This window comes from Natrinema salifodinae, assembly GCF_900110455.1.
Taxonomy (GTDB): domain Archaea; phylum Halobacteriota; class Halobacteria; order Halobacteriales; family Natrialbaceae; genus Natrinema; species Natrinema salifodinae.
In genome coordinates this window covers 755,819-777,691 of the sequence record NZ_FOIS01000004.1, presented here as the reverse complement: position 1 = coordinate 777,691, position 21,873 = coordinate 755,819, and the positions used below count along the sequence as shown (strand labels likewise).

Here is a 21,873-nt window from a genome sequence, read left to right as displayed (position 1 = left end):
CGGAAATTCGGGAGCGTGGTCCGCGAACGGTCGGCGAAAAGCGGGGCCGACGCGAGTCGGAGAGATGGGCCGTCGCGGTTGATCGATGATCGGTCCGACAAACGCGCGCCAGCGTGGCGCGGTGCAGGTGGTCGGTGTGTGGGTGGCTCGTGGCCGGCCGGCTTACATCATGCCGCCCATGCCGCCGCCCATACCGCCCATGCCGCCCATGCCGCCGCCGGGGCCGCCGGGCATCTCCTCGTCGTCGTCGTTGTCCTCGACGGCGAGGTCGCCCGCGGCGATGACGTCGTCGATGCGCAGCAGCATGACGGCCGCCTCGGTGGCGGACTCGATGGCCTGGGTCTTCACGCGCAGCGGCTCGTAGACGCCCTCGGCGTCCATGTCGATGGTGTCGCCGGTGTAGGCGTCCAGGCCGGCAGCGGTGTCGCCGCCGTCGTGGGCGCTACGCAGTTCGACCAGCGAGTCGATGGGGTCGAGTCCAGCGTTCTCGGCCAGCGTGCGCGGGATGACTTCGAGCGCGTCGGCGAAGGCCTCGACGGCGAGTTGCTCGCGGCCGCCGACGGAGTCGGCGTAGTCACGGAGCGCGAGCGAGAGGTCGATCTCGGGCGCGCCGCCGCCGGCGAGAACCTTGCCGTCCTCGATGGTCGTCCGGACGACGCCCAGCGAGTCCTCGATGGCGCGGTCGATCTCGTCGATGACGTGCTCGGTGCCGCCGCGGAGGATGAGGGTGACGGCCTTGGCGTCGTCGACGTCCTCGACGAAGATGCGCTGGTCGCCGGCGATCTCCTTCTGGGCGACGCTGCCGGCGAAGCCGAGGTCGTCCTCGGTCAGGTCGTCGACGTTCGAGACGGGGCGAGCACCGGTCGCGCGGGCCAGCTGGGTCTGGTCGCTGGACTTGACGCGGCGGACCGCGATGATGCCCTCCTGGGCGAGGTAGTGCTGGGCCATGTCGTCGATGCCGCCGTCGACGAAGACGACGTCGGCGCCGACGTCGGCGATCTGCTCGGCCATCTCGCGCAGCTGGGCCTCCTCCTGCTCTAAGAACTGCTCGAGCTGGTCGGGGTCGGTGACGTTGACCTCAGCGTCGATTTCGGTCTCCTTGACCTCGAGGTCGCCGTCGATGATCGCGACGTTGGCGTCCTCGGTGAAGTAGGGCATGTTCTCGGAGACGCGCTCCTTGTCGACGATGACGCCCTCGACGAGCTCCGAGTTCTCGATGGAGCCGCCGACGACCTTCTCGACTTTGATGTTGTCCGTATCGACGCCGTCGTCGTCCGCGACTGCGCGGACGGCGTCGACGACGAGTTCGGAGAGCAGGTCCTTGGCGCTCTCGGCGCCTTTGCCGGTCATCGCCGTCGCGGCGATCTGCTCGAGGACGTCCGTGTCGTCCTCGTCGACGTCGATGGCGATCTCTTCGAGGGCCTCCGTGGCCTGCTCGGCGGCCTCGCGGTACCCCTGGGCGAGGGTGGTCGCGTGGATGTCCTGGTCGAGGAGGTCCTCGGCCTGGCTGAGGAGTTCGCCGGCGACGACGACGGCACTGGTCGTCCCGTCACCGACCTCGTCCTCCTGGGTCTCCGCGACTTCGACGATCATGTCGGCCGCGGGGTGGTCGATGTCCATCTCCGAGAGGAGCGTGACGCCGTCGTTCGTGACGACGACGTTGCCCGTCGAGTCGACGAGCATCTTGTCCATCCCCTTCGGGCCGAGCGTCGTCCGTACCGACTCGGCGACGGCCTTCCCGGCCTGGATGTTCATCGACTGCGCGTCTTTCCCGGAGGTTCGCTGGCTCTCCTCCGAGAGAACGATGAGGGGCTGGTTGCCCATCTGCTGTTGTGCCATGGTCACCGAAGGATTGATTGCTATTCTATATAATTCTTTTGCTGCCGGTCTAATCGGGCCCCGAAAACCGGCCCCCGTCTTGCGTTTCCGATCCGATGGCAGTTCTGGTATTTATAGCAATACGCGAGAAGGGCCTCGAGCCCGACGTGTCGCTCCGACAGTAATTCGGGAGACGATCTCCCTCCCACGGACCACCTCGGACGGCGCCGCGGCTGTTCGAGCAACTCGCTGAACCCGGTTCGTCGTCGGTTGCGAAGGACGAGGGTCGATCGAAGTCGACGCTATCGAAGAAGCGATTAGAGACGAGACGTGGCGAGATGAGAAGTAGCAACGAACGGACCGATCGTACCGATCAGGACTGCCCGCCGGGGAACCGGTGGTACTCCATTCCCTGATGTTTCATCTCGTTGTGCTTCTCCTCGAGGAAGGAGTAGACGGCACCGTGGGGCGCACCGTCTAAGAGCATCTCGGCCGCGCTGCGGACGGCGTCGACCTCCTGTGGCGCGCCGATGATCCCGAGCGTCGAGCCGTAGATGACGACGTCGGCCCCGGTCAGTTCCTCCATGAGTTCGCGGGTTCGGCCGCCCTCACCGATGAGCCGCCCCTTCTTCCGTTTCATGTCGTTCTTGTTGCGGGCGGCGGCGTCGATGTCGACCACGTCGAACAACATCATGTCGTCCTCGAGCAGTCGCATCGCGTCCTCGGGGGCGAATCCGCGCCCGATGGCGCGGACGATCTCGGGGCCCTTGAGGCCGCGGACGGGATCGCCGACGGTCTCGACGGCGACGGAGCCGTTCTCCGAGTCGATGTCGAGTCGAACTTCCGCTTCCGCTTCGATCTCGCGCATCGTTTCGCCTCCTTCGCCGATGAGAACGCCGATGCGGTCCTGCGGAATCTTCACGTGCTGCATACGGTACGATACTGGCTGGGCGAGGTTAAGGCCTTGGTCCGCGAGTCCCGGGCGGACGCGGCGGGAAGACCCACGGCGGTGGTATAAGGGCTGGTCCGGCGTAGCAACGCACATGGCCCCGGCTCCCGATCCGACCTACGAAGTGTCCGTTTCGACCGACGACCCGCTCGCGGGACCGCTGCTCGTCGGCCTCTCGAACGTCGGCCTGGCGGGACTCACCGCGGTCGACCACCTCGTCACGCACCTCGAGTTCGACCAGGTCGGTCACGTTCGATCCCGCGGGCTCCCGGACATCACCCCGGTCGAGGACGGCGAACCGCGACACCCGATGCGCCTCTACACGTCGCCGGCGGGCGACTACTGCGTCCTGCTGAGCGAGCTATTTGTGCCGGTCTGGGCGGCCGACGTGTTCGCGGACGGCCTCCTCGAGTGGATCGACGCGACCGAGATCGACGAACTGGCCGTCTTTCACGGTATCCCGTATCCGCACGGACCGGAAGAACACGACGTCTTCTCCGTCGCGACGCCGGAGTACCGAGAGCGACGGCTCGGCGGGACGGACGTATCGCCGGCCAGCGGCGGCGTCCTCGACGGCGTCGCCGGCGAACTGACGGCTCGCAGTCTCGAAGGGGAGGCCCCGCCGCTGGGCGCGTACATTACGCCGACGCACCCGCCCGGTCCGGACCTCGGAGCGGCGCTCCGGTACCTGGGCCTGCTGGAGACCGTTTACGGACTCGAGATCGACGACGAACAGCTACGCGAACATGCCGCGGAACTGCAGCGGTACTTTGCCGAACTTGCGGACCGCATGGAAGCGCTCGAATCGCAAGAGGGGATCGCCAATCAGAGCTTCCCGGAGGATCGGATGTTCATGTGAGGGGGCGGGGCCGGCGACGCGGCGGCGCTACTCGCGTACCGATCGGAACCGAACCGACTCCGAGCGCGTGTCGACGATCGCGACGGTTCGGTCGTCCTCGGACTGCGGCAGGAAGTGCGCACCGGGGTTGAGCACCGTCGTCCGCCCCTCCGCCGAGAGTTCGCGCTCGTGGTGGTGGCCGTAACAGACGAAGTCGTAGGTCTCGCCGGCGGCGATCGCCTCGACCTCTGCGAGCTGTTCGCCGTGGAGGACGGCGAACGAGAGCCCGTCGAACTCGATGTCGGCGAAGCGTCCGTGCAGCTGGCTCTCGCCGCCCAGCGAGTCGAATGCACCCTGGAGGTTCGCGACATCGCCGTCGTTGTTCCCGAGGACGCCGTGAAGTTCGAAGTCCTCGAAGTAGGGCACCATCAACGGTGCGACGAAGTCGCCGCAGTGAATGACGGTCTCGACGCCTTCCGCCTCGAAAATCTCGGTCGCGCGCTCGGTCGCTTCGACGTTGTCGTGCGTGTCCGAGACGATGCCGACGTTCATACGCGTTCGCGCGAGGGCGAGCCACTAAGGCGTTCGGGCGTTCGACGAACCGTGACGCCTCAAGCGAGAGTAAGATGCGAAACGACCGGACCGCAATCGATCGCGGTGCCCGCCGCGTATCGACGGCGGTCAGTACGACTACGGAGAACTCGGTACCGGACCCCTGATCTCCCCACAGATCGGCGATCGTCAGTCCGGTACGTATCCGTACCGTCGTTACATATATAAATTCCAGTAGACATATTAGCGGGACTTCCGAGGGAGTTCGTATATGCCATCGGAACCCGCGGACGGGATCGACAGACGGCGGCTCCTGAAAGGCGTCGGCTCCGCGAGCGTCGCCGCACTGGCGGGCTGTGCGTTCGACGACACGTCGGACTTGGCCGACGGAGAGACGGACGGCTCGAGCGGAGACGATACCGACGAACCGACGACCGTCCGACTCCTCCACGACACCCACCTCCACGGCTCGATGGGCGACCTGGAGGAGTCGCTCAACGTCGCGAACTACTTCGGCCTGATGGCGGACCAGGCGGCGGCCGCACCCGAGGGCAACGCGCTGGTCGTCGGCAACGGCGACGACCTGCACACGTCCGTCGAGTCGTCGGTCTTCGACGGGGAACACATGGTCGAGTTGCTCAACGCCAGCCCGCTGGCCTACGACACGTTCGGCAACCACGAGTTCGATAACGGGCCGGCAAGTCTGCGCGAGAACGTCGCCGACAGCGAGTTCACCTGGGTGAGCGCGAACGTCCGCGACGACCGGACCGGCGAGGTGTTCGCGGCCGAGGAGGGAGCCAAGCGGTACGCCCTCGAGGAAATCGACGGCGTCCGGTTCGGGATCACCGGGCTCGCGCCGGCCGACACCCCCGACGTCACCTCCGTCGGCGAGCACGTCGAGGTGCGCGACCCCGAGACCGCAGCCGAGGCGGTTGTCGCCGACCTGCGGGACGAGGGCGCGGACGTCGTCCTCCTGCTCTCGCACCTCGCCAGCCCCGTCGCGGCGGATCTGGTCGCAGCCGTCGACGGCATCGACGTCGCCGTCGGCGACCACGCCGCGATGGTGTACGACGAGCCGAAGGAGATCGACGACGCCGTCGTCTCGGTCGTCGGCGACGAGTTCGAATACGTCGGCCAACTGGATCTCGACGTCGGGAGCGACGGGGTCACCGACCACTCGTTCGAGCGGTACGACCTCGACGCGCAGGTCGAGGCGGAGGACGTCGACCCCCACGAGGACGTCCGGTCGCTGCTCGCGGACTACCAGCGCGAACTCGAGTCTGAGCTCGACGTGGTGATCGGCGAGACCGACGTGCCGCTCGACGCGCGGACCGAAACCGTCCGCAGCGAGGAGTCGAACCTCGGAAACTGGCTGGCCGACGTCGTGCGCGCGGACGTCGACGCCGATGTCGCGCTCCAGAACGGCGGCGGCATCCGCAGCGATCAGTTGTACGAGGCCGGCGAACTCACCAGGCGAACGATCGTCGACATCCTGCCGTTCCCGAACCGCACCGCGAAACTCGAGGTGTCGGGCGCGACCCTCCGCGAGGCGATCGAACGCGGCGTGAGCGCGGTCGCGGAGGGCCACGGCCGGTTCCCGCAGGTCAGCGGGATGGCCTACGCCTACGAGCCGGACGCGCCCGCGGGCGACCGCGTCGAGGCGATTACCGTCGACGGGGAGCCGCTCGCGGACGACGCGACGTACGAGCTCGCCACGAACGATTTCGTCGCGAGCGGCGGCGACGGCTACGAAGTACTCGCGGACGCCGACGTGCTCGTGCCCGCGGACGAAGGGACGCTCCTGTCGGCGCTCGCGATCGAAACGATTCGAGAGGAAGCAGTCATCGCACCCGAAACGGAGGGGCGGATCGAAATCGTCTGAGGGAGACGTTCGAGGCGGTCGGGAAGCGGCGGCCGGTGGAGCTCAGTCGCGCGACGGATCCGGCTCCGGACTCGTGACGAACTCGAGTAAGTCGTCCGGATCGGTCTCGAGCCCCTGGCGGGAGAAGAAACTGGCCACGTTCCGGCAGTCGCGCTCCAGAAAGTCGCGGCTGTTGGGGTGGTGGACCGTGACGGCCTGGCCGAGGTCGATGAGCACGAGTTGACCCTCGTCGAAGACGACGTTGTACTCGCTGAGATCGCCGTGGATCAGGCCGGCCGAATAGAGCCGGCGCATGTACTCGCGCATGACCTCGTAGGCGGTCTCGGGGTTCTCGATCTGGACCTCGCCGAGCCGCCTGGCGCGGCCGTCCTCGTTGCCGATGTACTCCATGACGAGGACGTTGCGCTCGGCGGCGATCGGTTCCGGGACCCGGACGCCGGCTTTCTTCGCGCGCCGGAGGTTCGCCAGCTCCTTCTTGGTCCAGGCGAGGACGACGTCTTTCTTCTTGCCGCCCAGGCCCTCGAACCTGGGGTCGCCCTCGAGGTAGTCGCGCATCTGCCGGAAGTTCGAGGCGTTGATCCGGTAGACCTTGACCGCGACCTCGCGGTCGTCGCCCAGCGCGTGGTAAACGTTGGCCTCCTTGCCCGTCGAGAGCGGCCCGCCGAAGGCCTCGACGTAGCCGTCCTGGACCAGCTTGTACAGCGCCGCGAACGTCGCATCGTCGAACACCGACTGCTCGACCTTGAACTGGTCGGCGTCCTTGATCCGCTCTTGGAACTGGTTGAACTCGCGGTCGCGCTTGCGGGCGATCCGGTCCGCCTCGGTGTCCGAGACGTCGATCTCCTCCCACTCGTCGCCCGGGGTCTCCGCTTCCTCGAGGTCGACCAGGCCGTACTCCGTTCCCTGTCCCATCTGTCCGCGCCTACGGGCCGGGTGCGGGTAAAGACTGGGTTCCCGCCCGTCCGTCGCACGCCAGTGCTTTTCCCCGACAGCCCCGAACCAGCGAATCGAACGATGACCCGCTACGACGTCACCCTCGAGTGGCCCGACGGCCGAACGCAAACGATCGACGCGTCTGCGGACGAGACGGTCCTCGACGCGGCCCAGCGGTGCGGCGTTCGGCTGCCGTACGACTGCCGCGAGGGGACCTGCATCACCTGCGTCGGCCGGCTGATCGGACTCGAAAACGGAACCGACGGCGACGAGACCGATACCGACGCGGACGGGGCCGCGCAGCCTCCCGACCCCGCGGACGCGTTCACCTATCGGCGGTCGCCGGCGGCGTTAACGGACGACGAGCGGGCCGACGGCTACGTCCTGCTCTGTATCGCACACCCGCGAGCCGACTGCCGCATCGAAGTCGGACCCAGGGTCCGGGCGGCGGTCGGCGACAGTCCGTGGGCGTAACTCTCGCGTCGCTTTCGTCCCGACGCGACACCCCGAACAGACTTATTTACGTGTTCGTGGTCGGGAACACCATGAGTGACGTGAGCACACCAGACGACGCCGAATCAGGGCACGACCACGAGCACCACCACGACCACGAGGGACCCGGCTACGCGACGCCCCAGGCCGCCATCGAGGAGGGCGACCGAGAGAAGCTGGCCTACGTGATGAGCCTCTACGTCGGGACGGACATCGACGCGTCCGACTTCGTAGCGGTCGTCGATATCGACCCCGACTCCGACACGTACTGCGAGATCGTCGACCGGATCGAACTCCCCAACCGCGGCGACGAACTCCATCACTTCGGGTGGAACGCCTGTTCCTCGTCGTGTCACATGGAGGGGCTCGAGCGTCGACACCTGATCGTCCCTGGCCAGCGCTCCTCGCGGATCCACGTGATCGACGCGAAAGACCGGCGGAATCCCGAATTAGTCGAGGTGATCGAACCCGAGGAGGTCTTCGAGTACGACCTCTCGGCGCCCCACACCGTTCACTGCGTCCCGGACGGCCAGATCCTGATCAGCATGCTCGGGGACGCCGACGGCGACCTCCCCGGCGGCTTCCTCGAACTGAACGAGGACTTCGAGATCGAAGGTCGGTGGGACCCGCCTGGCGAGATCGAGATGAACTACGATTACTGGTACCAGCCCCGCCAGAACGTGATGGTCTCCAGCGAGTGGGCCGCGCCGAAGACCTACTACCCCGGGTTCGACCTCGACGACGTCGAAGCGGGGGAGTACGGACAGCAGCTCCACTTCTGGGACTGGGAGGAGGGCACGGTCGAGCAGACCATCGATCTCGGCGAGGAGGGGCTGATCCCGCTGGAGGTGCGATTCCTCCACACGCCGGAGTCGACCCACGGGTTCGTCGGAGCCGCGCTCTCGTCGAACATCTTCCACTTCTGGCGGGACGAGGAAGCCGGCGAGTACCGCGCGGAGAAGGTGATCGACTTCGAATCCCGCGAGCACCCCGACTGGGACATGCCGGTGCCCGCGCTGCCGACGGACATCCTGATCTCGATGGACGACCGCTACCTGTTCGGCTCGAACTGGCTCCACGGCGAGGTTTGGATGTACGACATCTCGGATCCGTCGAACCCGCGACGGGCCGACTCGCTGTCGGTCGGCGGCACCTTCGGTGAGGTACAGGAGGTTCAGGGCCGCGAACTGGCCGCCGGCCCGCAGATGGTGCAACTCTCGCTGGACGGCGAGCGGCTCTACTGGACCACCTCGCTGTTCTCCTCGTGGGACGAGCAGTTCTACCCCGAGGAGGGCGAGCAGGGCTCGGTGATGCTGAAGGCCGACGTCGACCCCCGGAACGGCACCCTCGAACTCGACGAGGACTTCCTCGTCGACTGGGGCGAGTGTCCCGACGGGCCGGCCCGCGCCCACGAGATCCGGTGGCCGGACGGCGACTGCACGAGCGACGTCTGGCAGTGACCGAAGCGAGGTGGCGACCGGGTCCATGACGAGCCACGACGTGACGCTCGAGTGGCCCGACGGTCGAACGCGACGCATCGACGTCCGCGAGGACGAGACGGTCCTCGAGGCCGCCGAGTTCGCCGGGGCCGTGCTCCCGTACGGCTGTCGCACCGGCGCCTGCGGGACCTGTACCGGACGGTTACTCGAGGCCGGCGGAACGGACCGCTCGGACGGGGACGGCGACGGGAGCGAGACCGGCGTCGACGACGCCTTCGCGTACCGGCGGCTCCCCCGCGCGCTAAAGGACCGACACCGAGAGGCCGGCTACGTGCTGCTGTGTCTCGCCTCGCCGCGGACCGACTGTCGGATCGCAGTCGGCGCGAGCGTCCACACCGAACTGGTGGACAACCCCTGGAAGTGATGCGACCGGCTCGGTTCCGCGAGCCGAGACCAGGCCGACGGCGCGGCGCGGTCAGTAACGTTAACGGGAGCGAGCGGCTACTCCCGGGCAATGTCAGTCGCCGACGAGGACGAGGAGAACCCCTACCTCCGGGATCCGCCAACCGACTTCGCGCCGGTCGCGGAGCTCTCGGAGGCGGAGGCCGAGCGCCAGGTCGAGCAGTTGCGCCAGGCCATCCGCGAGCACGACCGCCGGTACTACGTCGAGAACGATCCGATCATCGCCGACCGGTCCTACGACGCGCTGTTCGCCAGGCTGCGCGAACTCGAGGCAGCCTTCGACCTCGACCATCCCGACAGCCCGACGCGCAGCGTCAGCGGCGAGCCCATTGAGGAGTTTGACACGGTCGAGCACGTCGCGCCGATGCTCTCGATCGACAACAGCGGGGAGGAGGCGGACGTCCGGGAGTTCGACGAGCGCGTCCGCCGCGAGGTCGGGGACGTCCGGTACGTCTGCGAGCCGAAGTTCGACGGCGTCTCGATGGAGTTCGTCTACGAGGACGGCAGCCTCGAACGCGCCGTGACCCGCGGAGACGGCCGCGAGGGCGACGACGTGACGCGCAATGCCCGCACCATCGGCTCCGTCCCGCAGCGGCTCCGCGGCGACCACCCCGACTTCCTGACCGTCCGCGGCGAGGTCTACATGCCCAAGGACGACTTCCAGGCGCACAACCGCGAGCGCATCGAGCGCGGCGAGGAGCCCTTCGCGAACCCGCGCAACGCCACCGCCGGCACGATCCGACAGCTCGACCCCTCGATCGTCGCCGAGCGGCCGCTCGCGGTCTTCTACTTCGACGTGCTCGACGCCAGCGATCTCGAGGACAGCCACCGGGACGAACTCGAACGCTTTCCCGAGTACGGCCTGCGGACCAACGACCGCGTGGAAGTCGTCGACGACATCGAGAGCGCGATCGACTACCGAAATCGGTTGCTCGAGGAACGTGACGACTTGGACTACGAGATCGACGGCGTCGTGATCAAGGTCGACGACCGCGAGGCTCGGGAGGAACTCGGCCGGACGGCCCGCCACGACCGCTGGGCGTTCGCCTACAAGTTCCCCGCCCGCGCGGAGGTCACGACGATCGCCGACGTGGCGGTCCAGGTCGGCCGCACCGGCCGGCTCACGCCCGTCGCCCTACTCGATCCGGTCGACGTCGGCGGCGTCACGGTCTCGCGGGCGAGCCTCCACAATCCGGAGGAGATCGCCGAGAAGAACGTGAACGTCGGCGACACCGTCCGCGTCCAGCGCGCGGGCGACGTCATCCCCTACGTCGAGGAGGTCGTCGAGAAAACCAACGAGGGCCACTACGAACTGCCCGACAGCTGCCCGATCTGTGGCAGCCCGGTCGAGCGCGACGGCCCCATCGCGTTCTGTACCGGCGGGCTGACCTGCGACGCGCAGCTCCGGCGATCGATCGAGTACTACGCGAGCGACGACGGCCTCGACATCGAGGGTTTAGGCGAGCAGAGCGTCCGCCAGCTGGTCGACGCCGGCCTGGTCGCGTCCGTCGCGGACCTCTACGAACTCGACCGCGAGGCCCTCACCGACCTCGAGGGCTGGGGTGAGACCAGCGCCGAGAACCTCCTCGCAGAGCTCGAGACGAGCCGCGAACCGCCCCTTCCGGACTTCATCTCTGCGCTGGGCATCCCCCTCATCGGGCCGACGACCGCCCGCGAACTCGCCCGCGAGTTCGGCACCTTCGAGGACGTTCGCCAGGCGGCGAAAAACGAACCCGAGCGCCTCGAGGACGTCGACGACGTGGGCGAGACCGTCGCCGAGACGATCCACGAGTTCTTCGCGAGCGAGGCAAACGCCGCCGCGGTCGACGACGTGCTCGCCCACGTTTCCCCGCAGGAGGCCGACACCGGCGTCGGCGGGGACGAACTCGACGGTCTCACCTTCGTCTTCACCGGCTCGCTCGAAGCCATGACCAGAGGCGACGCGCAAGAACTCGTCGAAGCCCACGGCGCAAACGCGACGGGCAGCGTCTCGGGCAACACCAACTACCTGGTCGCCGGCGAGAGTCCGGGGGCGACGAAGCTGGAGGACGCGGAGGCGAACGACGTGCCGATCCTCGACGAGGCGGCGTTTCGCGAGTTGCTGACCGATCGCGGGATCGACCTCGAGTAACCGAACCCGACTGCGGGCCGCTCGGTCGGGGCGCTACGGGGAACGGTTCCGCTCCCACTCCTCGCGAGAGATGCTGTACCTGATCGAATCGCGCGGCTGGCCGTCGACGACGATGTCGTTGCGAATCCGTCCCTCCTTGCGGCCGCCGAACCGCTCCACGTACGACTCGATGGCGCGCCGCGAGTTCTCGTTGTCGGGATCGTGCGTCACCGCGACGACGTCCAGATCGAGCCAATCGAACGCGAGTTCGAGCAGCCGACCGGCCCGCTCGCCGGAATACCCCCGCCCCCAGAACGGTGTCCGAAGCCAGACGCCGAGGGTCCCCAAGCGGCGATCCCAGTCGGGTTCGAGGCCGGCGAGGCCGGCCAGCTCGCCGGCGCGGTCGCCCTCCATCGGCTGAAGCACGTAGATCGCGTCCTCACCGGCCTCGAACCGCTCCCCGCACTCGGCGACCCAGTCGAACGCGTCCTTGGGATTTTCGTACGGGTCCCAGGTGACGTATTCCGTGATGGCCTCAATATCGGGTGCGTCCGCCCGGGCGTGCTCGTACAGCTCGAACGGGTCGACCGTCTCGGGGTGGAGCCGCTCGTATCGGAGCCGCTCGCTTTCCATCTCGGCGGGGAAGATCGACATACCACGCGCATTCGTGTAACTACAGAAAAGCTTGTTTGTCGGAACGCATCACCCGTGACGGTCGTCTAAAGACACGGTTTCGATCCGCTCCGCGATCCCGACGCGAAGCAACGCTTCTCCGGTCCGACGGCGCAACGGTGCGACAGCGCTCACCGCCGTCTGGCGAGTGCAACCGCGACGGCGACGGTCGCAGCGGCGACGCCGATCACCGTCGGCAGGGGCTGTCCCGATCCCAACTCCCAGCCGAAAACGTGCGTGCCGACGACTGCGACGAGCGCGACGGCCAGGCCGATCGTCGTGAGGAGCGGGGACGCGTTCGAGGATCGATCGAAGGATGCCACGGTCGAACGCCGGGTCTCCGAGAGGATAGACCTAAGCCGGGCGACACCGCCCGCTCAGTCCGGCAGTCGGTCCGCGACGACCGCGAGCGACTCGCGGCCTTGGACCTCTCCCTCGAGCTCCGGCAGCGTCAGGACGTCGAGTTCGGGAAACGTCGCCCGGATCTCGGCGAGTCGCTCCTCGTGGCGCTCCCTGCGCTCGCGACAGCGCGGACAGCCCTCGTGGGGGGCCTCGAACACGCGGTTCACGACCAGGCGTTCCACCGACACGCCGGCCTCGCGGAGCCGCGCGACGAGCCGTTCGGACTCCGAAATCGCCATCGACTGCGGGAGGAGGACGACACGGAACTCCGTGCGCTCGGGGTCGACCAACAGCTCGCGGGCGCGCTCGAGGCGTGCCTGAAACGCCGCCAGGCTCTCTTCCTCGTCGTCGGATCCACCCAGCATCGACATCGGACCGAACATCGCCGTCCGGGCCGCGGTCCCGATCCGGCGCGCCTGGCCGCGCAGCGAGCGGGTCGTCTCGAGCGCCCGGCTCATCACGTCGGGCATGTCGAACAGCCGGAGGGTGTGGCCCGTCGGCGCGGTGTCGAAGACGACGACGTCCCACTCGCCCGAGTCGACGTACTCGACTAAGAGGTCGAGCGCGGCGATCTCGTCGCTGCCGGCCGGCGCGCCGCCGGCGAAGAGTCGCTCGACCTCCGCGTCGGAGAGGCTGATCCCGGCGCTGCGGAGGTCAGCGGCGAGCGCCCGCGCCAGCGTTTCGTAGCGCTCGCGCTGGGTCTCGGGGTCGATCTCAACGGCCCAGAGACTGCCCGCCGCCGCCCGATCGGCCCCGTCGGCGCGCGCTGGCGAGGGTTCGATTCCGTCGAGTTCGGTCGGCTCCGACCCGAGGTCGGCCTCGAACGAGTCCGCCAGGGAGTGGGCGGGATCGGTCGAGACGACGAGCGTCTCTCGGCCCGCGCCGGCCAGCGAGAGCCCCGTGGCCGCGGCGCAGGTCGTCTTGCCGACGCCGCCCTTGCCGCCGTAGAAGATGCAGTGGGTGTCGGTCACGGCCGCGCGTACCACTGCGGGAACCGTAAACGGACCACCCGAGCGAGAACGAGTCGAACGCGCCGAAGAACGGGATCGGACCGCAGGCGTCGATGGCGATCAGATGTCGACGCGGTCGAACCGGTAGAGCGCGACGGCGATCGGGACGACGATCCAGAACAGGAGGATGACGAAGGAGAACCAGTCCTCCAGGAAGAAGGGGACGCCGTTCGGATAGGCGACGTCCCGGACGGTCGTACCGAGCTCCTCACCCGAGAGCGCGCTGAAGATCGTGATCGTGTTCTGGTATGCGTTGCCCGGATCGATCATGTCGATGAACTGGGCCCAGCTGGGCAGTCGAGTCAGTTCGACCTGTTGACCGCCCAGCCCGGAGACGGTGTACGTGACGCCCTCAATGTACCCGCGGTTCATCAGGAGCTGTAGCGCCTGCTGGATCGAGTTCCAGACGATGTAGAACAGGACGAAGACGCCGAACATCCCCGCGCCGGCCATCGTCGTCGAACGGGTCAGCGACGACAGCGAGACGGCGATGCTCATGTACGCGAGCGCGTAGAGGAGTGTCATCGCCAGGAAGGCGATGTACGCGGAGAGCGAGAACTCCGAGACCGCGAACGCGACGGCGACCATGGCGATGAGAAAGCCGATGATGAGCGACAGCGAGAGCACGGCCGTCCGGCCCAGCAGCTTCCCGAGAAGGACGTCCTTCCGGGAGTGGGGCAGCGAGAGCAGGACCTTGATGCTCCCGGTCTCGCGCTCGCCGGCGATAGATTTCCAGCCGAGTACGAGCGCGATCAACGGAATGATCAGCTTACACACCTGGCTGACCATCGAGATGAAGTTGAGCGTCGTGAAATCGTCTGGATTCGCCCACGAGAGGAAGCCGGCCAGGACGGCCATCAGCGTGAAGAAGAACGCGCTCAGGCCCCAGAACAGCCACGACCGGACCGAGTCCTGAAAGTCCTTCTTCGCGATCGTCCGGACGCTCTCTATGTTGACCGAACTCGTCGGCGCACCGCCCGCGCTCGACTGCGTTTCGGGTGCGGTTCCGGTTTCGGAACTCATCGCGCTTCCACCCCCGTGCCGGCGCCCGTGGTATACGACTGGAAGACGTCGTCGAGCGAGGCTTCAGTCGTCGAGAAGTCCCGCACGTCGATGCCGCGGTCCTCGAGCGCCGAGAGGACCGCCGTCTTCGAGCCGTCGACCTGCACGACGATCGTCGGGGGCTCCCGGCCCTCGACGGTTGCGCCGCCGACGTCGGGGAGCGAGCGGATCGCCTGAAGGGCGTCGTCGTCGATCCGGTCGACGGTGACCCGCAGCGAGGTGCCGCCCTCGACGGAGTCGCGAAGCCCCTCGACGGAGTCGACGGCGACCATCTGGCCGTCCCGGAGGATGCCGACGCGGTCGCAGACCGCTTCGACCTGCTCCATGATGTGACTCGAGAAGAAGACGGTCGCACCCCGCTCGTTCTCCTCGCGGACGATTTCGCGCATCTCGCGGGCTCCGTTGGGGTCGAGGCCGGTGGACGGCTCGTCTAAGATCAGGATATCGGGCTCGCCGACCAGGGCCATCGCGAGCATGAGCCGCTGGGACATCCCTTTCGAGTACCCGCCGGCTTTCCTGTCGATCGCGTCGACCAGGCCGACCCGCTCGAGTAACGCCTCGGGCTCGTCGGCGGCGCCCTTGGACTCGATGGCAAACTCGAGGTGCTGGCGGGCGGTCAGCCGGTCGTAGAGTTCGACGCCTTCGGGGAGAACGCCGGTGCGCTGGCGGATCTCCCGGCTGCGTCGTTGGGCGTCCATACCGAGGACGCTGACCTCGCCGGCGGTCGGGCGGGCGAAATCGAGGATGACGTTGATCGTCGTCGACTTACCGGCGCCGTTCGGACCGAGGAAGCCGAACACCTCGCCCTCGCGGACCCGAAAGGAAAGGTCCTCGAGCGCGAGGGTCTGACCGTAGGACTTGGTCAGGTCGTCGACTGTGATAGCGGCCATGTCCGTGTGGTCGCGGCGTTTCCCGATAAGGTTTATGACACGCCTATTACAGGCGAAACCATCCGTTTCGGGATCGGTATTGCCTCGGTTCCGCCGGTTCGACCGACGCTACCCGAAGAACTCCTCAGATCGGATCGTTCGGATCGTACCGGTCGGCGGTCCGATCGACCTCCGCGGCGTACCGCTCGCGCGTCTCCTCGTCGGGAACGTCTTCGAGTTCGTCCTCAGGGATCTCGGTGGCCGCGGTGACCTCGGCCCCGGTCCGCAGCGCCGTCGAGGACCGCTGGCGCTGCTGGTAGCGCGAGCCGTCCGGCGTCGCGTAGACGAGGGTTACGAAGTCGCGGTCGCCCAGTTCCCGTTCGACGAGCCAGCACCGTACCGTCGAGTCGCTCATGCGCGTCGGGTTGGCGGTCGAGCACCGAGAATGTACCGCGTCGAAGCCGCCGTCCGATCGGAAGGGGGAGCCTACGCGAGAAACGAGCCCGAGCGTACTTGTGGGTCGGCGTCGGACCAGCGACGAGCACCGATGGCCCGGATCAGCAGCGAGCGCGCCGACCGCGTCGACCGGTGGACCGAGCGCGTCGACCAGCTGTGTCGCGACGGCGAGACCGTCGAGCACCGCGTCGACCTCGCGTCCGCGACGGTCGCGGTCACCAGCCACCGCGTGCTGGCGTTCACGCCCGACGCCGACGGGCCGAACTTCCGCCACGTCGAGCGGCCGAACGTCGGCACCGTCACACTCGAGACGACCAACCGACTGGGACTACTCTGCTGGGCGCTCGTCGCCGCGTTCGTCGGCGTCGCGTTACTCGAAACGGCGACGGCCGCCGACTTCACCGCGCTCGTTCCCGGCGTCGATCCTCCCGCTACCGGATCGCTGCCCGGCGCGGGCCGGGTTGCACAACTCGCCGAAGGTGCGCTCGGAGCGGTCGAGACGGCCCTCCTGGTGGTGGAGTGGGGCATCCTTGCGATCGGGGGGATCGCGATCGTCCTCGCGGCCGTCCTCGTCGGGGCGTACATCCGGTCGCGTTCGCAGCGGCTCGTGCTCAGGGTCAGCGGTGACGAGGACCTGGTACTGTCCGTCGGCGACGCCGAGTTCGGGGCCGACGACATCACCGAACTCGAGGCCGCGATTCGTCCGGGGTCGGCGTCGGAGACGGAATTGGAGCCGAGCCCCACACATGAGGGTACAAGCGACGGCCGGAGCGAGCGGCGCGCCGACGACCGGCGCGGTCCCGAGGAGTCAGCCTGAAATTCGCCGACTTCCTAGGGCCGCCGATGAACGCCGACGGGGTTCGCGAGCGTGCCGGATCGTTGCCGCGAGAGCCCGGCGTCTACCAGTTTCGGGAGGACGATACCACCCTCTACGTCGGGAAAGCGGTCGACCTGCGGGATCGGGTGCGGTCCTACGCCGATCCCCGAAGCGCCCGGATCCGCCGGATGGTCGACCGCGCTGACGATATCGAGATCGCCGTCACCGACACCGAGACGCAGGCGCTGTTGCTCGAGGCGAACCTGATCAAGCGCCACCAGCCTCGCTACAACGTCCGACTGAAGGACGACAAGTCCTACCCGATGATCCAGTTGACGGCCCACGAGGCCCCCAAAATCGAGATCACCCGCGATCCCGACGGCGAGGCGAAAGGCGCCCCGGGTGCGAGCGGGCCGACCGTCTTCGGTCCGTTCACGAACAAGGGCCAGGTCGAGACCGTCGTGAAGGCCCTGCGGGAGACCTACGGCGTCCGCGGCTGTTCGGACCACAAGTACGCGGGCCGCGACCGGCCCTGCCTCGACTACGAGATGGGGCTGTGTACCGCACCCTGCACTCGCGAAATCGACCTCGAGAGCTACGGCGAGGACGTCACCGCCGTCGAGCGCTTCCTCGAGGGCGAGACCGGTATCCTCGCCGACCCGCTGCGCCGCGAGATGGAAGCTGCCGCACAGGACCAGAACTTCGAGCGCGCGGCGAACCTCCGAGACCGGCTCGAAACCGTCGAGGCCTTTCACGGCGAGGGCGGCGAGGCGGTCCAGTCGGTCGGCGACGAGCGGGCCGTCGACGTCCTCGGCGTCGCCATCGAAGGCGAGGACGCCACCGTTGCCAGGCTGCGCGCCGAGGACGGAAAGCTGATCGACCGGGACCGCCACACGCTCGAGGCCCCGGCGACCGAGGACGGCGAGGCGGTCCCGAGCGTCCTGGCAGCCTTCATCGTCCAGTACTACGCCGAGCGCCGGCTGCCGGACGCCCTCCTCCTCCCCGAGCGCCACGGCGACGCGGAGGTCGCCGCCTGGCTCGACACCGAGGGCGTTGCCGTCCGCGTGCCGGGTGCGGGCCGGGAGGCCAAGCTCGTCGACCTCGCGCTGAAGAACGCCAGGCGCAACGCGGGCCGGCGCGACGAGTGCGGGATGCTCGCGGACGCGCTCGACCTCGACGCGGCCCGGCGAATCGAGGGGTTCGACGTGAGCCACGCCCAGGGGAAGTCGGCGGTCGGTAGTAACGTCACCTTCGTCGACGGCAGCGCCGAGAAGGCCGACTACCGGCGGAAGAAGCTGACCGACCAGAACGACGACTACGACAACATGCGGACCCTCCTCGAGTGGCGCGCCAGGCGGGCCGTCGAGGGGCGGGACGACCGACCCGATCCGGACCTGCTGCTGATCGACGGCGGCGAGGGGCAACTCGAGGCCGCCCGCGATGCGCTCGCCGATGCGGGCTGGGACGTGCCGGCGGTCGGCCTGGCGAAGGCCGAGGAGCGGGTGATCACGCCCCGCCGGGAGTTCTCGTGGCCGAGCGACGCGCCGCACCTGCATCTCCTCCAGCGGGTACGCGACGAGGCCCACCGCTTTGCGGTGCAGTATCACCAGACGATCCGCGACGAGGTGAAGACGGTGCTCGACGATGTCAAGGGCGTCGGCCCCGAGACGCGCAAGCGACTACTCGGTCGGTTCGGCAGCGTCGAGAACGTCCGCGAGGCGAGCGTCGAGGACCTCCGGAGCGTCGAGGGAATCGGCGAAAAAACCGCCGAGACGATCAAGTCGCGACTCTAAGGCGGCTCGGTGCAATATCGCCGGTCGGGTAACCGACGGCTCGAATGGACAGACCCGCTGAGTGTAATCGATAGCTGACAAAAACCACTTATCCCGGATCGTTGGAACGGCTGACATGAAAGACACGTGGACTCGGCGACATGTGCTCGGGCTCGCCGGGACAGTCGCGGCCGCCGGCTGTCTGAATGCGATCGATCCGAGCGACGAGACGGACGAGCCGACCGACGGCGACGAGACCGAACCGGGCAACGGAACGGAGGCCGACGACGGCGACGACGAGGAATCGACGGTCCACGCGGACTACGAAACGACCGAGGTCACGGTCGGTACGCCCGAGGGTGACGAACTGGGCGAGGTGACGGCGGCGATTGCCGACACGGACGACCTGCGATTCCTCGGCTTGAGCGATACCGAGGAACTCCCCGAGGACCGCGGGATGCTGTTCGTCTACGAGTCGGTCGAGGACCGCACCTTCGTCATGCGGGAGATGGACTTCGGGATCGATATAATCTACGCCGACGCGGACGGCACGATCACCGGAATCCACCACGCGTCCGAACCCGGCCCGGACGAGGACGGGAACGAGCAGGAATATCCCGGTCGAGGCCAGTACGTGCTCGAGGTCAACTACGAGTGGACGAGTGAACGCGACGTCAGCGAGGGGGACGTACTGGCGTTCGATCTGGACGGGTAATCGGCGCTCTCCTCGCCCCGTCTCGTCGCCGCGGCGTGCTCTTGCGAACGCAAGGACAGGGCTATCCCCTGTCACCCACCCATGTGACTATATGGCAGACGACGAACTCGACGACCTGCTCGACGAACTCGACACACACGGCGACCTCGAGACCTCCCAGCAGGTGCTGTCGATCCGCACCGAGAGCCGGCGCTACGACAAGCCGGTGACGATCATCGAGGGGTTCGACCTCCCGGACTCGGAAGTCAAGTCGATCGCATCGGATCTGAAGAGTTCGATGGGGACGGGCGGGACGGTCGACGACGGCCGCATCGAACTCCAGGGCGACCACCGCGACCGCGTTCCGGACCTGCTCCGCGATCGGGGGTTCGACGTCCAAGAGTGACGGAACGAGGCGACGTATCGCGTACCGCGTCGGTCCCCGCACGAACCCGGCACCGTCACCGTCGCTGCCGACCGATTCCGACAGTCACTCGCGCGTTCTTCGGGGGAGGGCGAGCGGACCGGCGACAGGTGGAAATTCCGTACCTAACTGAGACGGTGAAACCACTTTGCCACTCGCCGTGGTAGCGCGCAGCATGGATATCAGACCAGCTAGCCGCGACGATCGCGAGCGCATCAGGACCGTCGCCCGCGACACCTGGCACGACACCTACGACGAACTCGACGGCGAGACCATCGACGAAACGATCGACGAGTGGTACGGCGACGAGGCCCTCGAGACGGCGCTGTCGAAGCCTGGGACCGCCTTCCTCGTCGCGGAGAAAGAGCGCGAAATCGTCGGTTTCACCCACGGCGTCGTCACCGAGGAGGAGGGCGACGTCCTCCGGATGTCCGTCCATCCGGACCACCAGGGCGAGGGGATCGGCACCGCGCTGTACGAGCACCTTCGCGAGGACTTACAGGACTTCAACATGGAACGGATGCGCGCGATCGACCTGGCCTCGAACGAGGGCGGCCGGAAGTTCTACGAGACTCACGGATTCGAACAGACCGACGAGGACGAGGTCGAGATCGGCGGCGAGCAGCGGCGGGAAGTGGTCTACACGCTCGAACTGTAGCCGACCGTCCCGTTCGCGTTGTGCCGTGCTTGCAAGTGCATAGCAGGGACGCAAGTGAACCGGTAATGACGAGCACTGTAGCACGATGGGGACGAAAACGCCGAGCGAGGCCGACATCCTGCGACCGATCGGAACGACCTCGAAAACGTACTTCGCGCTGGTCGCTATCGCGGGACTGGCGTTCACCGCCTTTCTCGTCGGCTGGGGGTACCAGATGGCGAAGGGCATGGCCGTCACCGGCCTCGGTGACTGGGGGAGCGGCGGCGGCGCAACCTGGGGCATCTACATCGGCGCGTTCATCTGGTGGGTCGGCATCGCCCACGGCGGGATCATCCTCTCGGCCGCCGTCCGCCTGCTGGGCATGGATCGGTACATGCCGGTCGCACGACTCGCCGAGTTGTTGACCATCGCCGGCCTCTCGGCCGCCAGCTTCTACATTATCGTTCATCTCGGTCGCCCGGACCGGATGGTCACGAGCGTCGTCGGCCACTACCACGTCACGGTCCACGCCTCGCCGCTGGTGTGGGACGTGACGGTCATCACGGCGTACTTCGTGTTGACGGCGACCTACCTCGGCCTGACGCTGCGCTACGACGTCAGTCGTCTGCGCGATGACCTGCCGGACCGGCTCGATCCGATTTACAAGCTCATGACGATCGGCTACACCGAGCGGGAGGATCGGGTCGTCGAGCGGATGGTCTGGTGGCTCGCGCTCGCGATCATCATCATGGCCCCGCTGTTGCTCCACGGCGGCGTCATTCCGTGGCTGTTCGCCGTGATCCCGACGATGCCGACCTGGTTCGGCGGCGTCCAGGGGCCGCAGTTCCTCACCATCGCCCTGACTTCGGCGATCAGCGGCGTTATCCTGCTCTCGTTCGCCTTCCGCCGCGCCTACGACTGGGATCACATCATCACCGACGACATCTTCCGCGGGCTGTTGCTGTGGCTCGGCTTCTTCTGTCTCCTCTTCCTGTGGCTGCAGCTCCAGCAGAACATCACCGGGCTGTTCACGGCGCCCGTCGACCTCACGCACGCGGCCGAGGCCAGGGCCACCGAACCGCTCTACCTCCTCGCGATGGGACTGGTCTTCGTCGTGCTGACGTACATCTTCGCCCAGGCGCTCCGCCCGGAACTATTTACGAAGCGACGAGCCGCCGTCGCCGGGATCGCGGTGCTCGCCGCGACGCTCACCGAGAAGGTGCTGTTCGTCGTCGAGGGGTTCCTGCACCCCACGTTCGACATCTACCACGCGACGCCAGGCGTGTACATTCCGAGCCTGATCGAGATCGCGTCGATCACTGGGACGATCGGCATGGTCGGCCTGTTCTTCCTCAGCGTCGCCAAGGTGTTCCCGGTCGTCGAACTCCACGCGATCGAACACCTGCGGGACGACCACGAATCCCACGACTAGCGACGCGGCGCTCCTTCCTCGACGTCTTCGTTCCCACCGAATTCCGCACATTCGTCCCCTCCTTCCCAGCGGTCCGCGGGGTCGTATCGCCCGATTGTAACTACCGGCAGCTATTTAGCGCATGGTGCTAAACCTATTTTTAGATATGTCT

22 protein-coding genes are annotated in these 21,873 nt (G+C 67.4%); 12 read left to right on the top strand and 10 right to left on the bottom strand.

The annotated features are described in order from the left end of the window. Positions 1-162 precede the first annotated feature (162 nt). Both thsA and BMY29_RS18075 read right to left on the bottom strand, forming a co-directional pair. Complete coding sequence (thsA, locus tag BMY29_RS18080) at positions 163-1,824, bottom strand: thermosome subunit alpha (protein ID WP_049991527.1); 1,662 nt, start codon at positions 1,822-1,824, stop codon at positions 163-165. A 367-nt stretch (positions 1,825-2,191) separates the two neighbouring features. Further along, positions 2,192-2,749 (bottom strand): KH domain-containing protein, encoded by a 558-nt coding sequence (locus tag BMY29_RS18075; RefSeq protein WP_049991528.1) that lies wholly within the window; start codon positions 2,747-2,749, stop codon positions 2,192-2,194. A gap of 112 nt (positions 2,750-2,861) precedes the next feature. On the opposite strand from BMY29_RS18075, the gene BMY29_RS18070 reads away from it, so the two are divergent. Continuing rightward, on the top strand, positions 2,862-3,626 hold the full coding sequence (locus tag BMY29_RS18070) for a proteasome assembly chaperone family protein (protein WP_049991529.1): 765 nt from the start codon (positions 2,862-2,864) through the stop codon (positions 3,624-3,626). Between the two features lie 27 nt (positions 3,627-3,653). Here the strand turns inward: BMY29_RS18070 and BMY29_RS18065 are convergent, their stop codons facing one another. After that, positions 3,654-4,157, bottom strand: coding sequence for a metallophosphoesterase (locus BMY29_RS18065; RefSeq protein ID WP_049991530.1), 504 nt, complete (start codon positions 4,155-4,157; stop codon positions 3,654-3,656). Positions 4,158-4,428: 271 nt separating this feature from the next. Here BMY29_RS18065 and BMY29_RS18060 point away from each other — a divergent pair, with 271 nt between their 5' ends. Next, complete coding sequence (locus tag BMY29_RS18060; RefSeq protein ID WP_049991531.1) at positions 4,429-6,039, top strand: bifunctional metallophosphatase/5'-nucleotidase; 1,611 nt, start codon at positions 4,429-4,431, stop codon at positions 6,037-6,039. A gap of 42 nt (positions 6,040-6,081) precedes the next feature. Here the strand turns inward: BMY29_RS18060 and rio1 are convergent, their stop codons facing one another. Beyond that, complete coding sequence (gene rio1, locus BMY29_RS18055; protein WP_049991532.1) at positions 6,082-6,951, bottom strand: serine/threonine-protein kinase Rio1; 870 nt, start codon at positions 6,949-6,951, stop codon at positions 6,082-6,084. Positions 6,952-7,053: 102 nt separating this feature from the next. On the opposite strand from rio1, the gene BMY29_RS18050 reads away from it, so the two are divergent. From BMY29_RS18050 to ligA, 4 genes are all read left to right on the top strand, one after another. Further along, entirely contained in the window at positions 7,054-7,446 is a 393-nt protein-coding gene (locus BMY29_RS18050) for a 2Fe-2S iron-sulfur cluster-binding protein (protein WP_049991533.1), read from the top strand. 71 nt (positions 7,447-7,517) lie between these two features. Continuing rightward, the gene (locus tag BMY29_RS18045) at positions 7,518-8,924 is read left to right on the top strand and encodes a selenium-binding protein SBP56-related protein (protein ID WP_049991535.1); all 1,407 of its coding nucleotides are present in this window, start codon (positions 7,518-7,520) and stop codon (positions 8,922-8,924) included. Positions 8,925-8,949: 25 nt separating this feature from the next. Further along, positions 8,950-9,327, top strand: coding sequence for a 2Fe-2S iron-sulfur cluster-binding protein (locus BMY29_RS18040; protein WP_049991534.1), 378 nt, complete (start codon positions 8,950-8,952; stop codon positions 9,325-9,327). Between the two features lie 90 nt (positions 9,328-9,417). Next, positions 9,418-11,496 (top strand): NAD-dependent DNA ligase LigA, encoded by a 2,079-nt coding sequence (ligA, locus tag BMY29_RS18035; protein WP_049991910.1) that lies wholly within the window; start codon positions 9,418-9,420, stop codon positions 11,494-11,496. Between the two features lie 33 nt (positions 11,497-11,529). On the opposite strand, the gene BMY29_RS18030 is transcribed toward ligA, so the two are convergent. The 6 genes from BMY29_RS18030 to BMY29_RS18005 form a co-directional block, all read right to left on the bottom strand. After that, positions 11,530-12,129, bottom strand: coding sequence for a GNAT family N-acetyltransferase (locus BMY29_RS18030; RefSeq protein ID WP_049991911.1), 600 nt, complete (start codon positions 12,127-12,129; stop codon positions 11,530-11,532). Positions 12,130-12,278: 149 nt separating this feature from the next. Continuing rightward, entirely contained in the window at positions 12,279-12,470 is a 192-nt protein-coding gene (locus BMY29_RS18025; protein ID WP_049991912.1) for a hypothetical protein, read from the bottom strand. A 54-nt stretch (positions 12,471-12,524) separates the two neighbouring features. Continuing rightward, complete coding sequence (locus tag BMY29_RS18020) at positions 12,525-13,520, bottom strand: ArsA family ATPase (protein ID WP_049991939.1); 996 nt, start codon at positions 13,518-13,520, stop codon at positions 12,525-12,527. Positions 13,521-13,619: 99 nt separating this feature from the next. Beyond that, on the bottom strand, positions 13,620-14,582 hold the full coding sequence (locus BMY29_RS18015; RefSeq protein ID WP_049991913.1) for an ABC transporter permease: 963 nt from the start codon (positions 14,580-14,582) through the stop codon (positions 13,620-13,622). Further along, positions 14,579-15,511: an ABC transporter ATP-binding protein gene (locus BMY29_RS18010; RefSeq protein ID WP_049991914.1), complete on the bottom strand. Its 933-nt coding sequence runs from the start codon at positions 15,509-15,511 to the stop codon at positions 14,579-14,581. Before BMY29_RS18010 ends, BMY29_RS18015 begins: the two co-directional genes overlap by 4 nt. Positions 15,512-15,635: 124 nt before the next feature. Continuing rightward, positions 15,636-15,905, bottom strand: a complete 270-nt coding sequence (locus BMY29_RS18005; protein WP_049991915.1) for a DUF7967 family protein — start codon at positions 15,903-15,905, stop codon at positions 15,636-15,638. Positions 15,906-16,037: 132 nt separating this feature from the next. On the opposite strand from BMY29_RS18005, the gene BMY29_RS18000 reads away from it, so the two are divergent. The 6 genes from BMY29_RS18000 (at position 16,038) to nrfD (ending at position 21,722) form a co-directional block, all read left to right on the top strand. Beyond that, positions 16,038-16,763, top strand: coding sequence for a hypothetical protein (locus BMY29_RS18000; RefSeq protein ID WP_143067738.1), 726 nt, complete (start codon positions 16,038-16,040; stop codon positions 16,761-16,763). Positions 16,764-16,789: 26 nt separating this feature from the next. Then, positions 16,790-18,556 carry an excinuclease ABC subunit C gene (locus BMY29_RS17995; protein WP_049991916.1) on the top strand — a complete coding sequence of 589 codons (1,767 nt, stop codon included), beginning with the start codon at positions 16,790-16,792 and terminating at the stop codon, positions 18,554-18,556. A 115-nt stretch (positions 18,557-18,671) separates the two neighbouring features. After that, positions 18,672-19,250, top strand: a complete 579-nt coding sequence (locus tag BMY29_RS17990) for a DUF192 domain-containing protein (protein WP_049991917.1) — start codon at positions 18,672-18,674, stop codon at positions 19,248-19,250. A gap of 91 nt (positions 19,251-19,341) precedes the next feature. Continuing rightward, the gene (locus BMY29_RS17985) at positions 19,342-19,635 is read left to right on the top strand and encodes an SUI1 family translation initiation factor (protein WP_049991918.1); all 294 of its coding nucleotides are present in this window, start codon (positions 19,342-19,344) and stop codon (positions 19,633-19,635) included. 193 nt (positions 19,636-19,828) lie between these two features. Further along, positions 19,829-20,311, top strand: coding sequence for a GNAT family N-acetyltransferase (locus BMY29_RS17980; RefSeq protein ID WP_049991919.1), 483 nt, complete (start codon positions 19,829-19,831; stop codon positions 20,309-20,311). An 85-nt stretch (positions 20,312-20,396) separates the two neighbouring features. Beyond that, the gene (gene nrfD, locus BMY29_RS17975) at positions 20,397-21,722 is read left to right on the top strand and encodes an NrfD/PsrC family molybdoenzyme membrane anchor subunit (RefSeq protein ID WP_049991920.1); all 1,326 of its coding nucleotides are present in this window, start codon (positions 20,397-20,399) and stop codon (positions 21,720-21,722) included. Positions 21,723-21,873 lie beyond the last annotated feature (151 nt).